At 75.4% G+C, this 14,689-nt stretch carries 2 protein-coding genes; both read right to left on the bottom strand.

Annotated elements, in window-relative coordinates; all coding sequences use genetic code 11:
- Nucleotides 1-155 precede the first annotated feature (155 nt).
- The gene (locus AC5L3C_RS03365; RefSeq protein WP_493646784.1) at nt 156-9,722 is read right to left on the bottom strand and encodes an amino acid adenylation domain-containing protein; all 9,567 of its coding nucleotides are present in this window, start codon (nt 9,720-9,722) and stop codon (nt 156-158) included.
- Nucleotides 9,719-14,365, bottom strand: a complete 4,647-nt coding sequence (locus AC5L3C_RS03360) for an amino acid adenylation domain-containing protein (RefSeq protein WP_493646782.1) — start codon at nt 14,363-14,365, stop codon at nt 9,719-9,721. Before AC5L3C_RS03360 ends, AC5L3C_RS03365 begins: the two co-directional genes overlap by 4 nt.
- Between the last annotated feature and the right edge of the window lie 324 nt (nt 14,366-14,689).

Below are 14,689 nucleotides of genomic sequence, written 5' to 3'. Positions count from 1 at the left end.
GAGGAATCGGGCGGGGGCCGTGGTGGTCGAGCGGGGCGTCGTCACAGGAGTGCTCCTCTCCGCCCGCGGTGTGCGGGGGCGACCGCGCTGCGCCGGAGGGAGCGTGCGGGCAGGCGCGTACAGGGGTGTGCTGCCATGGCGGGCGGGGTGCCTCCTCAGGGCTGCCGTGGGCGCGGGCCGGCGGCGAGTACGGCGGCGACGTCCCGCGCGTGCGGCGCGGCGACGAGGCCGTAGTGGTCGGCGTCGACCCGGTGCACCCGCGTAGTGCGGGGCAGGTGCGCGTCCCAGGCGCCCGGCGGTGTCGGACACGGGGCGAGCACCGAGCCGTCCACCGGGCGTTCGGCGAGCCACACCGTGGTGGGTGTCGTGGTGATCCGCGGCAGCCGGTGCTCGGCCATGGCGGCCAGGTTGGCGCGGCAGCAGCGGGCGAGGCGCTCGGCGTACGCGCGGCCCGCACCGTTCGCGCCGCCGGCCCGGTTGCCGCCCAGCTCACGGGCGAAGACCTCGTCCACCTGCGCCCGGTCGTACACGGCGAACTCCGCTCCGGCACCGGGCGGCGGAGGGTCGAGCAGGTACAGGCCCGCCGCGGGCCGCCCGTCCTGTTCGGCGAGGGCCGCCATCGACAGCGCGGTCCACGCCCCGAACGACCAGCCCGCCAGCCGCAGCCGGGGCCCTGAGCCGGGGAACGCGGCCCGCACGGCCCGCAGATACCCGGCGGCCCGGTCGGCGATCGACCGGGCGGGCTGCCGCGGGTCGCGCAGCGCCGGGTCGGGGACCAGACAGACCGTCAGCTCACCGGGCAGGGCCGAGACCAGCGGCCGGTACGCCTGGATGTCGCCGCCGACCGGATGGACCAGGCACACCACGTCCCCGCCGGTGCCGCGCTGCCAGACCTCGACCTCCGCCTCGGCGCCCGCCTGGGCGGGCCGGCGGGCGCCGCCGTCCAGCTTCGCCAGGATGTCCGTGAGCGTCACGCGGTGGCCGAGAGCGGCGAGGTCGAGATCGGTGCCGTGCCGGCGTTTCACCTCCTCCAGCAGTTCCAGCAGGGTCAGCGAGTCGGCCCCCAGGTCGTACAGGGGGGCGTCGGGGTCGAGGGTGCCGACGCCGAGCAGTGCGCACAGGACCTCGGTGAGGCCGGCCGCCAGGGCGCCCTCCGCCGCGGTCTCCCTCGCGCCCTCCGTCACCGCTCCCTCCGGCCGGGGCCGGTGGGCGACGGGACTCGCCTCGTAGAAGAACCGGGCCTGCGGCAGGGGTGTCGTACTGACCATCAGATGCGGCAGGCGCAGGTTCAGAGCGTGCGCGAAGACCGCCGCGCCGTCCTCGGGGGTGAGCGCCACCTTCAGGTGCTCCTGGTGGCGGGTGTCACCGGCCGGCGCCCGCCGCGCCATGCCGACCTCGCCCCAGATGTCCCAGCCGACGCTCAGCCGGACACCCGCCCCGCCGCCCTCCGGGGGCGCGTGGTGGGCGAAGGCGTCCAGGCAGGCGTTGGCCGCCGCGTAGTCGAACTGCCCGACCCCGCCGTGGTGGGCCGCCATCGACGAGCAGTACGCCACGTACGCGGGGGCGTGGCGGGCCGCGAGCCGTTCGACGAGCAGGGCACCGCGCAGCTTGGCCGCGGTGACGCGGCGGGCGGTGGCGGGCACCCGCCCGGCGAGGAGCCCGCCCGCGGCCGTGCCCGCCGCGTGCACGACACCGGCGAGTCCGTCGAGGTGCGGGGCGAGCCGCCCGGCGATCGCGTCCAGGTCCTCCGCGGCGAGGTCGGCGCCGACGGGCGTCACACGGTCCCCGTACGGCCGCAGCTGCTCCGGGACCTCGGTGCCGCGGGCGAGCAGGACCACGCGGTTGGCGGGGTCCGCCAGCAGCCGGGCGGCCAGGGTGGCACCGATGCCTCCGGTCCCGCCGAGGACCAGATGCGTACCCGGCTCCGCCACCCGGTCGGTGGCGGCCGGGAACGCGGGCGCCGGGACCGGCTGGACGGTGCGCTGCCACCAGTAGCCGTCGCGCAGGGCCACCACGCGCGGGGCGAGCGTGTCGTCGCGCAGCAGTCCCGGCAGGTACGGTGCCCAGTCCGCCGGGTCGGGGCCGGGCAGGTCGATCCAGCGCGGGGCCACCCCCAGTTCCTGACGGGGTGTCTCGATGCCCCCGGCGAGCAGACCGGCCAGGGGGGTGCCGACGGCGCCGGTGACGGGTTGTGCCCGCTGCGACAGCAGCCACACCCGGGGCCTGGAGGCCTCCGGCAGGCCGGCGAGGGCCTTGCCCAGCGCGGCCACCGCGTCGAGGCAGACGCGCTGGGCGTCCTCCAGCGCGTCGTCGTCGGTCCGGCCGTCCAGGGCCAGCGGCAGCGCGTGCAGCCAGTCGACGCGGCCGGGCCCGCCGTCCGTGGGGGCGGCACCGGCGCCGACGAGGGCGAGCAGGGCCCCGAGCTGGGCCGCGTCGTCGGGGGCGGCCTCGTAACGGTCGTCGGCGAGCCGGCCGAGCGCCGTCCCGGGGCGCACCCGCACCACCCGGGCGTAGTGGTCCTCCAGGAACCGCCAGGCGTCCGCGCCGGTCCCGCCGGCGTCCTCGGTGACGACGACGGCGGTACGCCCGGCGGCGTCCGGTCCCGAGGGGGCGCCGGCACGGGCCATGCGCAACCGGGTCCACTGCGGCTGGTGCAGCCACTGGCCGGCGGGCAGCCGCCGCGACGGCGGGCCCGCGTCCCCGGCAGCCGGAGGGGGATCGGGCACGTCGCGGCCGGGGGCGCGCGGGAAGTCGTACTCGGACAGGTCGAAGGCGGGCGGCGGGAAGTCCCAGGGGGCGCAGGCCGGTCCCTCGGGCCAGGCGACGGTGCGGCCGGCCGTCCACGCCTCCGCGAGCTGGTGCGGGTCACCGCTGCGCACCGGCACCTCCTCCGCACCGGCCCGGACGGTGCCCGGAGCGGCGACCGGCGCGGGCGCGCGCAGCCACGCCGAGGCGGACGCGGCGTCCGGGCACACCGCCGCCGCGCGGTGACCGAGCGCCGGGCGCCCGGCCTGAAGGTGCCTCAGCACCTGCGGGTAGGAGGCGGGGTGCGCGTCCAGGTAGTCCGCGATGCGGCGGCCGTCGGCGCGCAGCGCGGCCTCGCCGCTCGCGGAGAGCACCACACACGGCACAGCGGCGGGCGCGGCGGTGCCGGGCGCCGGGCCGGACTCCCGCTCGGCGGGGTGCTCCACGAGCAGGTGGGCGTTGGTCCCGCCGATCCCGAAACTGCTGACGGCGGCCACCCGGGGCACGTCACCGGGCCAGGGCTCGGCGGTCACCGGCACCCGGAACGGCCCCGCGTCGATCTCCGGATTGAGGCGGTCGAAGTCCACGGTGGGCGGGATCACCCCGTGGTGGACGGCGAGCACGGCACGGACCATGCCGACGACGCCCGCGGCGGCGCCCAGATGCCCGATCTGGCTCTTCACGGACGACAGCGCCACGCCGGCGTCGTCCGCCAGGCCGTACGCGTCGCGCAGCGCGGCGGCCTCCACCGGGTCGCCCAGGGCGGTGCCCGTGCCGTGCGCCTCCACATAGCCGACGTCGGTTCCCCTGCGGCCGCCGCGGCGCAGGGCGGCCCGGATCGCGGCCCGCTGGCCGGAGCGGGCGGGCGCGCTGTAACCGAGCTTGTCCGCGCCGTCGTTGTTGATGCCGGAGCCCGTGACGACCGCGTACACCGTGTCGCCGTCCCGGCGGGCGGCCGCGAGGGGTTTGAGGACGACCACACCGGTGCCGCTCGCCCCGACGGTGCCCGCGGCGTCCGCGCTGAACGGACGGCAGTGCCCGTCGGGGGAGAAGATGTGCTGCGGCCGGTAGGTGTAGCCGCCGGTCAGCTCGGTGTCGACGAGGACCCCGCCGACGAGCATGACCTCGGCGTCGCCCTGGCGCAGCAGCCCGGCCGCGAGGTGCACGCCGACGAGCGAACTGGAGCACGCCGACTGCACGGTGAACGCGGGGCCGGTCAGCCCCAGGTGGTAGGCCGCCTTGGTGGCGAGGAAGTCCTTCTCGTGGTGCAGGGCCAGCCGGAAGGCGTCGGGCAGCGCGTCCGGGTCGCCCTCGCGCAGCATGTTCTGGAAGTAGGTGTTCTCCCCGCACGCCGCGATCAGCCCCACCTCCCGGCCGGCCGGATCGCCGATGCCAGCGTGGGCGAGCGCCTCGGCGCAGCTCATCAGCAGGTGGCGCTGTTGCGGGTCCATGAGTCGCGCCTCGCCCGGGCTGAGGGCGAAGCGCCCCGGGTCGAAGGCGAGGAGCCCCTCCATCTGGCTCCGGGCACCGACCCGGCCGTCCGCCGCGGGGAAGTGCTCGATCCCCCGGCGTCCGGCGGCCACCAGCTCCCAGAAGGCACCCAGATCGCGCGCACCCGGCAGCCGCACGGCCATACCGACGACGGCGACGGGCTCGCCGGCGGCCTCCGGGCCCGCCCGGACCACGTCCGCCTCCGGGGCGGGTCGTGCGACGCCGGTGTCCCGCCCCGGCGGGATCGCGCCGCTGACCCGGTCCCGCGCCGTCGTGCCCGTCCCGCGGCCCGGCAGCGCTCCGTCGGTCTTCCCGCCGGGCGTCGTCACTGCCGCCGGGCCTGCGTTCCGGCCGGGGCGGTGCGGGCCGCCGTCCCGGTCGGGTGCGGCCACTCCCGTCGCCCGGCCCGGCGGGGCGCCGCCCGCTCTCTCCTCCGGATCCGCCGTCGTCTCCTCCCCTCCGCCCCGTCCCTCCAGGAAGCGGGCGAGGGCCCGGGGTGTGACGTGTTCGAAGAGGTCCGGTACGGCGAAGGAGAGGCCGTTCTCGCCGGCGCAGGCGAGCTGGAAGCGCATGAGGTCCAGGCTGGTGGCGCCCGCGTCGAAGTAGCGCTGGCGTACGCCGATCGGTGTGCCCGTGACCTCCTCGAACAGCGCCGTCAGCCGCTCCTCCAGCGGTGACGGGCCGGCGTCGGCCGCTTGTCCCCGGCGCAGCTCGTGCCCGGGGGCGGTGAGCGTCGCGCGCCGGTCCAGCTTGCCGCTCGGGGTGCGCGGCAGCGCGGTCACGCGGCGGAAGCGGGCGACGCGTACGTGCGCGGGCAGCAGCGCCGCCAGGTGCTCCGTGAGCCCGGCCGGGTCGGGGTCCTCGCCCCGGCACTCCAGCGCGGCGACCAGACGGCCGTCCGCCACCGCCGCCACCGCGTTGACCACGCCCGGGTACTGCAGGAGCGCCGCCTCCACCTGTCCCAGCTCCAGCCGGTGACCGGCGAGTTTGATCTGGGCGTCGTCCCGCCCCGCGTAGTGGAGCAGGCCCCGCGCGTCGAAGCGGGCGAGGTCGCCCGTCCGGTACAGCACGCCCACCTCGGGGTCGTCGACGAAGCGTTCGCGGTGCGCGGCCTGGTCACCGAGATAGCAGCGCCCCGCCATGGGCCCGCCGATCAGCAGCTCTCCGGTGGCTCCCGGCGCGACGGGGAGGCCGGTGTCGTCCACCACCCGCAGCACCGCGCCCGCCACGGGCCGCCCGATGGCGGGACGCAGCGGCCAGCCGGCCGGGTCGCCCTCCAGACACAGGGCGCTGACGACATGCGTCTCGGTGGGACCGTAGTGGTTGAACAGCCGCGCACCCGGCAGTCCCGCGAACCAGCGGCGGATCGCGTCGGTGCACACCAACTGCTCGCCCGCGGTGACGACATCACGCAGCCGCGACGGGTACCGCCCGGAGCGGACACCGTGTTCGGCGAGCAACTGGAGCGCCACGTACGGCAGGAAGACACGCTCCACCGCCGCTGCCTCCAACTGGTCGAGCAGGGCGGGCGGGTCGTGCCGCCAGGCGGGGTCGACCAGGTGCAGCAGGCCACCGGAGCACAGCGTGGTGAAGATCTCCTGGAAGGAGACGTCGAAGGAGAGCATCGAGAACTGCTGGGTGCGGGCCGGCCGGTCCAGTCCGCCCGCGACGCGCTGCCAGGTCAGCAGATTGCACAGGGTCCGGTCGGGCACCTGGACGCCCTTGGGGACGCCGGTGGAGCCCGAGGTGAACAGCGTGTACAGCGGGCGCGCCCCGGCGTGCGCGGACGGTACCGGCACGGAGGACGACGCGTCGGTGGACAGGTCGGCGAGGGTGACGACGTGGCGGGGGAGCGACGGCGGTGCGAAGGCGGCCAGGACATCGAGATCCTGACGGGACACCAGTACGCACAGGGGGGCCGCCTGCCCGAGCACGTGCCGCAGCAGCGCCGGCGGATAGGCCGGGTCGAGGGGGACGACGGTCACGCCCAGCCGGGCGGCGGCCAGCAGCGCCACGACGTGTTCGACGGAAGGCTGGAGGTACAGCGCCACGGACGCCGGTGCGGCTGGATCGTCCGGCAGCGGATGGCGGGCGCCCAACTCGGCCGCCAACGCGTGGGCCCGCGCGTCGAGTTCGGCGTAGGTGAGGGTCGTAGCGCCGTCCGTGAGGGCCGGGGCGTCGGGGGTGGCGGTCACTTGCCGGGCGAAGCCGTCGGCGACGGTCGGGAAGTCGGGGACGAGCGCCTCGCCCCGGCCGGTGTCGGGCAGGGCGCGGCGGTGGCCGGCGATCAGTTCGCGCACGGTGACGTCGTCGCCGTCGGTCACGTGGTCCAGGCACCGGCGGAACAGCCGCGCCGCCGCCCGCGCGCGCTCGGCGCCGAAGTCGTCGCGGTACTCCCACAGGCAGTCGAACCCGGACTCGTGCTCGACGACGGACAGGGTGAGCGCGCACTTGGCGCCGAGCGGCTCGGGCCATACGGGCCGTACCTCGCAGCCGTCCAGCAGCAGCGCGGAGAAGTCCGTGTTCTCCAGGACGAAGAGATAGTCGAAGAGAGGGGTGCGCTCGCGCAGCACCGGATCGGCCAGCAGGTCGGCCAGGGCCACCTCCTGGTCCTCCAGGACGTCCCGGACGGTCTCCGCGTGTGACGCGAGCTGGATGGCCAGGGCGTCGTGGGGGCGCAACTCGAGCTCCAGCAGGACGGTGTTGGCGAACATGCCGACGGCGTCGGCGAATTCGGGCCGCGGCCGCCCGGAGACCGGTGACGCCACGAGCGGACGGTCCTGCCCGGTCACGCCGTACAGGCTCGTGGCGAACGCGGACACCAGCAACTGGAAGCGCGTCAGCCCGCGTTCGGCGGCGAGCCGGTCCAGGGCGGCCCGGCGGACCAGGTCGAGGGAGGTCCGCAGCAGCCCGGCCCGGGGCCGGCCGGTCGCCGTCTCCGGGGCGGGCAGGGCGGGGGAGGGGCCGCCGTCACGGCCGTAGCGCTCGCCGAGCCGGGCCCGTCGCCGTCCGTACGCGGCGCTCGCCTGCCACTCCCGCTGCCACCGCGCGAAGTCCAGAGGGGTGCACGCGGACGTGGTGCCGGACCCGCCCGGCTCGCCCCGCAGCGCGGCGGAGTAGGCGTCGCCGAGGTCGCGGAAGAGGAGGTTGAGCGACCAGCCGTCCACGGCGACGTGGTGCAGGTGCAGCAGGAGCACCCCCGCGTCCGGACCGCCCACCCACGCGGCGCGCAGCATACGGGTGTCCGTGAGGTCGAAGCGGTGGCCGAAGAACCGGTCGGCGAGCTCCCGCCACCCTTCGTCCGCGCAGCCGTCGAGGTCCCGCGCGTCCACGTCCTCGCCGCCGTCGAGCGGCACCCAGGGGTCGTACGGGTCGCCCGCCCGCTGACGCAGTCCGTGCGGGGTGGGGACCAGCCGCGTCCGCAGGGCGGGGTGCCGCTCCACCAGCGCCCGCACCGCCTCGCGCAGGGCCGCCCGGTCGACCGCGCCCCGGACACGGAACACGAGCGGTACGTCGTAGGCGCGGTCCTCGGGGTCGCGCTGGTGCACGAACCAGAGGCGTTCCTGCTCCCGGGTGGCCGGCGCGGCCGGCCCGCCGGAACCGGCGGCGGGCACGGGCGGATGCTCGCCGGCTCCGCTGCCCCGGGCGTGCACGGCCTCGGCGAGTGCGGCGAAGTCGGCGGTGAGCACCAGGCCCTGCGGCAGGTCGGCGCGGAAACGCCGCATGACCTCGAAGCGGAAGCGCAGCGCCTTCAGGGAGTCGCCGCCATGCGGTATCCACCGGTCGTCGGGGCGCAGTCCGGCCACCCCGAGGATGCTCTCGGCGAGCTCGAGCACGGGCCGCTGCTCGTCGCTGACGCGCGCCTCGCCGTCGTACGGGCGCCGCCACGGCGGCGGGGCGTCGCGCAGCAGCGCGTCCCGGTCGACCTTGCCGTTGGGGGTGAGCGGCAGTTCCGGTACGAGATGGGTGCGGTGGGGCCGCATGTACGGGGGCAGCCCGGCCGTGAGGTGGCGGTCGTAGGCGTCGAAGGACAGGTCGCCGGGATCGCCGCCGGGGACGACGAAGGCGAGCAGTTCGTTGCGGCCGGCCTCGTCGCGTCGGGTGCACACGTACGCCTGGCGCACGGACGGGTGGGCGAGGACGCAGCGCTCCACCTCCCCGGGCTCGATGCGGAAGCCCCGCACCTTCACCTGGCGGTCCGCCCGGCCGACGTAGGCCACCCGGCCCTCGGAGTCCTGGCGCACGAGGTCGCCCGTGCGGTACCAGCGCTCCTCGCCGCCCTCGCCGCCCTCGCCGCCCTCGCCGCCCTGCGGGCCCGGGAGTGTGACGAAGCTCCGCGCGGTCTGTTCGGGCAGGTTGCGGTAGCCCCGGGCCAACGCGGGCCCGGCGAGGAGCAGTTCGGCGACCTCGTCCGGCTCCGCTGTGCGTCCGTCCTCGGTGCGCAGCCGGATGCGTGTGCCGGGCAGCGGGGTGCCGAGGGGCACGGTGGCGCCCGCGAAGTCCCGGGGGATCGGATGGCAGAGGGCGAACGTGGTCGCCTCCGTCGGCCCGTACACGTTGTGCAGGACGGTGCGCGAGGCGGTGTTGCTCCCGTACCACCGGCGGATCAGCCGCGCGTCGAGCTGCTCGCCGCCGACGAGGACCCGGGAGACCGTGGCGAAGCAGTCGGGCACCTTCTCGACGACCGTGTTGAACAACGCGACCGTGATGAACAGGGTGTCGACGCGCCGCTCCGTGAGCACCTCGGCGAGCCGGTGCGGGCTGTGCACCTGCTCGTCGTCGAGGATCACGCAGACACCGCCGGTCAGCAACGGCACCCAGACCTCGAAACTGAGGGCGTCGAAGGCCGGGTTGGACAGGCAGCCGTAGCGGGCGCCGGGCGGCAGGGAGATGTAGCCGGGCCGGGCCAGGCGCAGTACGCCCGCGTCGGTGACCTCGACGCCCTTGGGGCGGCCCGTGCTGCCGGAGGTGTAGAAGACGAAACCGGTCCCGGTGTCCGCGGGCGCCGCCGCGTCCGGGACGGTACGGGCCCACCGCGCCGCGTCCGGTTCCTCGTCGCGCAGGAGCAGGTCGGCGTCGAGGACTGGTAACTCCTCGCCCATGTCCGGGAGTTCGTCGTGTGCGACGACGGCGACGGCCCCCGAGTCGTCGAGGATGTGCCGCTGTCGGCCGGACGGGCTGAGCCGGTCCAGGGGAACGACGGTGGCGCCCGCGCGGCGGATGCCGAGCATCACGCAGACCAGCCGCCACGAGCGCGGCACGCAGACGGCGACGGCCTGCCCCGGGCCCACCCCGAGGGCCCGCAGCCGCGCGGCCACCCGGCCGCTGAGACGGTCGAGGCCGGCGTGGTCGAGGCGGTGTGCTCCGTCCTCGACGGCGAGCGCGGACGGGGCGCTTTGGGCCCTTGCCAGCACCGCGTCGGCGAGAGCGGAGACCGGCCGGGCGGGGGAGGCGCCGTGGGAAGCGGCGGCGACGTCGGTGTTCATCGTGCCCCCGCCACGGGGAGGGCGCCGGCGGGCGCCGGCGCGGGCCGGTGGCCGTGGTGGGCCAGTTCCGCCGTCAGCAGGGCGCCGACCCGGACCGCCTCGGCGCCTTCGAGGATCTCCCAGTGGTCACAGGCGAGGGTCTCGACCCGGAAGTCGCCCTCGGCGCGGCGCCGCCAGAAGGCGCGGACCTCGGCGTGGAACGGCGTGTCCGCACCGTCCGGCACCGCCTGGGCGAGGACCAGGCGGGTGGGGGAGGGGGCGGGCAGGTACTCCCGGGCCGTCGACCGGTTGTGGTTGTACAGCCGCAAGTAGCGCTCGATCTGCGCGTCACTGATGCCGGGGTACATCCCGTTGAACCTCACAAGCTTGTCGCGGAACTCCGCCTCGTCGACCGAGGAGATCGCCGCACGGGCCGCGGCGTCGTCGGTGGCCTGGGTGTCGAGGAGGACGACGCTGACGTCACGGCGTCCGGCCCGGCCGAGGATCTCCCCCATCCGGTGGGCGACCAGCCCCCCGTAGGACAGGCCGGTCAGCACCACGGGGCCGTCGTCCATCGGCCCGAGGAGGCGCAGATACTCCTCCGCCATCGCCTCCACCGTGGGCAGGACGTCCTCGCCGGGGTTCACGCCCGGCGACTGGATCCCGTGGAGCCCCGCGTCGGCGGGCAGATGCTCGGCCAGCGGCAGGTAGCAGAAGGCGGTGCCCCCGGCCGGATGGACGCAGACCACCCGCGGCCCCGCACCGCGCCGGAACTCGATGAGACTGCCCGGGGTGGCGTCGGCGGTGTCCTCGCGCAGCAGCGCCGCGAGCGCCTCGATCGTGGGCCGCGTCACGACCTCGGCCACCGGCAGATGCCGCCCGAACTCCTCCGTGACGGCGTGGGCCATCTTGATCGCCGACAGGGACGTCCCGCCGGCCTCGAAGAAGTCGTCGCCCACGCCTATGTCCGGGCGGAGCAGGATGCTGCGCCAGATCCGGTACAGGGTGTGCTCGACGTGGTCGCGCGGGCTGGCGGTGTTGACCTGCCGGGAGGTCTGTTCGCGGGCCAGCGCCAGCAGGGCGGCACGGTCGACCTTGCCGCTGCGGTTGAGCGGCAGGGCCTCGAGGTCGACCACGACGGAGGGGACCATGTAGTCGGGCAGCCGGTGGGAGAGCGTGGCGCGCCAGTCGCCGCCGACACGGGCCGGTGCCGTGCCCCGGCCGACCCCGGCGACGAGACGGACCTGGCCCGCGGCGTCCCGGTCGGCCAGGACCACGGCCTCCCGGACCCCGGGCAGTGCCATGAACGCCGCCTCGATCTCCGCCGGTTCGATGCGGAAGCCGCGCAGCTTGACCTGGTCGTCCGCGCGTCCGGCGTAGACCGCCTCGCCGTCCGGCCGGCGCCTGGCCAGGTCGCCGGTGCGGTAGATCCGCTCGCCGGGCACGAACGGGTCCGGCAGGAACCGCTCCTCGGTGAGGTCGGGGCGGCCCAGGTAGCCGCGGGCGAGACCGGCCCCGCCGAGGTACACCTCTCCGACCACGCCCGGCGGCACGGGACGCATCCGGTCATCGAGCAGATACAGACGGGTGCCGGGGAGCGGGCGGCCGATGGGGCAGGGGCGCTCCAGCGGACGCGGCGTGTAGTAGGCGGTGCTGTACAGCGTCGCCTCGGTGGGCCCGTATCCGAAGCAGATCCGCAGGCCGGGCAGGTGCTCGGACATCCGGTGCAGGGCGGCCTCGGTGAGCGACTCCACCCCGGTGAGCAGTTTGCGCAGCGCCAGCCCGCGCAGCCGTGCGGCGGGGTCCTCGTCGATCCACTTGACGTAGGCCGGCGGCAGGAACGCCTGGATCACCCGGCGCTCCCGAAGCCACGCCAGCAGGTGCTCCGGGTCGCCGCGCAGCTCCTCCGGAACGAGGTGCAGGACACCGCCGGTGGTCAGGGGGAGCAGCAGTTCGTGGATGGAGGCGTCGAAGCCGATGCTGGACCAGGCGGAACCGGCCTCGCCGGGGGCCGTGCCCATGCGGTCGTGCCAGGCGGCGAAGAGGTTGAGGACACTGCGGTGTTCCACCGCGACGCCCTTGGGCCGGCCCGTGGAACCGGAGGTGAAGATCACGTACGCGATGCGGTCCGGGGCCCGGTCGGTGCCGGAGGGCGGGCGCTCGCCGGTCGGCCCCTCGGCCTCGACGGCGGCGAGCGGGAGCCAGCCCTCGGGCCGGTCCGCCTCCTCGCCCTGGTCGCTCAGTACGACGGGACAGGCGGCGTCCGCGACCATGCCAGCGAGCCGCAGGAGGGGCTGGCCGGGGTCGAGCGGGAGGTAGGCGGCGCCCGCCTTGAGGATGCCCAGGATGCCGACCACGAGGTCGCACGACCGTCCGGCGTGCAGGCCCACCACGTCCCCGGGGCGCACGGACCGGGCGACGAGGGCGTGCGCCAGCCGGTTGGCGCGGCGGTCCACGGTCGCGTAGTCCAGCGACCGCTCACCGTCCACCACGGCCACGGCCTCCCCACGCGCCCGCGCCTGAGCCTCGAACAACGCGGCGATCCCGGACGCCGACCGCAACGCGAGACCCACGGGATCACTTCCATCGCCGCCCACTGCGTGAGTTCGCGGCCGTGCCTGTCCACCCGCGACTGCATCGGCGTGCGCGTCGGCCACGGCACCGGCTCGCGTGTCGGTCACTGCGTGGGCCTGCGCGTCGGGTTCCGCACCGGCCCGCGGTTCGGTCGCTGTGTGGGCCTGCGTGCCCGTCTTCGCGTGGGCGGCTGCGTGGGCTTGCGCTTCGGCCATGGTGCCGGGGGCGGTACCGGCCCGCGGTTCGGTCGCTGTGTGGGCCTGCGTGCCCGTCTTCGCGTGGGCGGCTGCGTGGGCTTGCGCTTCGGCCATGGTGCCGGGGGCGGTACCGGCCCGCGGTTCGGTCGCTGTGTGGGCCTGCGTGCCCGTCTTCGCGTCGGCGGCTGCGTGGGCTTGCGCGTCGGCCATGGTGAAGGGCCCGGTACCGGCCCGCGCGTCGGTCACTGCGTGGGCCGGTGGTTCGGTACTCGTGTCTGCCTTCGCGTCGGCGGCTGTGTCGGGCTCCGGGGCGGTCTGTGGTTCGGTCGTGGCGTGGGCCAGCGTGGGCGTCTGTGCGTCATCGGCCGTCGCATCAGCCTCCGCACCGGCCCGCGGATCGGTCACCGCGCGGGTTTGCGCGGAGGCCCCCGCGCCCGTCGCCGCGTCGGTCGTCGCGTCGCCCGCTCGCAGCAATTGCCGTATCTCCTGCGGGGCCATCAGTTCCAGGTCGCGGATGTCGCGGTCGGGATGGTGGGCCATGTCGGTCAGCAGGCGGCGCAGGTACTCCGCCCAGCGCCGTACCGTGGCGTCGTCGAACAGGGCGGTCGCGTAGTCGAGGTGGCCGTGCAGGCGCCCCTCGGACTCGGTCACCGACAGGGCGAGGTCGAACTTGGCCGGGGCGTCGGCGATGGGCAGCGGCCGGGTCTCGACGCCGGGCAGGTCGAGCAGGTCCCGGCGGTCCGGGACCCAGGCCAGCATGGTCTGGAACAGCGGGGTGTGCGCGGCGCTGCGCGGGGGATTGACCAGCTCGACGATCCGCTCGAAGGGCAGATCCTGGTGGGCCAGGGCCTCCCGGACCACGGACCGGGTACGGGCGAGCGCCTCCGCGGCGGTTGGCGCACCGGACAGATCGATGCGCAAGGGAAGCGAGTTGACCAGAAAGCCGATGAGGCCGGCCGCCCCGGACCCGCGCCGGTTCGCCACCGGACTGCCGACAACGATGTCATCCATCCGGGACAGGCGGGAGAGCAGAATGCTCCACCCGGTCAGCACCGCCACGAACGGGGTGGCCCGGTGCCTCCGGGCCAGCGCACGCAGCGCCGGGACCACGTCCGAGTCCAGCGTGAACTCGACCCGGCCCCCCTCGTACCGCTGCTCCCCGGGACGCGGCCGGTCGGTCGGCAGATCCAGCACGGGCGGCGCCCCCGACAGCGTCCGCTCCCAGTACCGTTCCTGGTCCGCGAGGGCGCCGGACAGCACTGCCTCGCGCTGGGCCTGTGCGTGGTCGGCGTACTGCGTGACGAGCGGTGCCAGAGGGACCGGCTCCTTCGCCAGCAACGCCGCATAGATCACGCCGAGTTCGCGCATCATGACGGTCATCGACGCGCCGTCGTACACACTGTGATGGAACGTCAGCAGAAGCGCGTGTCGCCCGGGGGCCAGCGTGAGCAGCCGGCCGCGCCCGAGGGGCCCCGCCTCCAGGTCGAACTCCTGTTCCGCTTCCCGCTGTTGCAGGGCGGCGACTGCGCCGACCACGGCGTCGGGGCCGGCGAGGCCGCTGAGGTCCTGCTGGGTCAGTGCGAAGCCGGTGCCGGGCGGGTCGACGAGTTGCCGGACACTCCCCGCATCGGACACCAGCCGCGTGCGCAGCGTCTCGTGGCGGTCGCTGAGGACGTCCAGGGCCCTGGCCAGCGCGGGGCGGTCGAGCGGGCCGGTGAGCGAGAGCGCCACGGTCTCGTTGTACGCGGCGCTCGCGCCGGGTAACTGCGCCAGGAACCACAGGCGTTGCTGGGCGAAGGAGGCCGGCCGGACGTCGGGCGGCGCGGCCTCGGCGCGGTGCTCCGGGGTCTCGTACGAGCGGGGCGCGGGGGCGGAGGTGGGTGTGTGCGGCATCGGCTTACCTGGTCTTCCCGTCAGAGTGGGACTGGGGGAGGTGAGGGACACGGCCGTCCGGGATTACCGGAAGGCAGGGGGCCGAGAAGGACGCGCGGAAGGGGGATGGGAGAGGCGGGGAAGCGGTCGTGAGGGGATTACGACGGAAGAAGTGCTGCTCAGTGGTCCGCTCCCGAAAAGAAGAGGTGGCTCGATTGCGGATCGCCGGAAAGCCTTGTGGCGTGTGAGGCACTGGTGATGATCAGTCACGGATCGCACACATGTCAACACTTGACTTTCAAGCAGTGCCCTCACGTAAATACCGGGCTGCCCTTTCGGGCGCTC

This window comes from Streptomyces speibonae, assembly GCF_984686075.1.
Note: the sequence above shows the minus strand (reverse complement) of the source record. Positions and strands in the feature narration are given on the sequence as shown.

Coding starts and splice junctions, on each gene's coding strand:
- AC5L3C_RS03360 (WP_493646782.1), bottom strand. CDS start 14,365: ATGCCGCACACACCCACCTCCGCCCCCGCGCCCCGCTCGTACGAGACC.
- AC5L3C_RS03365 (WP_493646784.1), bottom strand. CDS start 9,722: ATGAACACCGACGTCGCCGCCGCTTCCCACGGCGCCTCCCCCGCCCGG.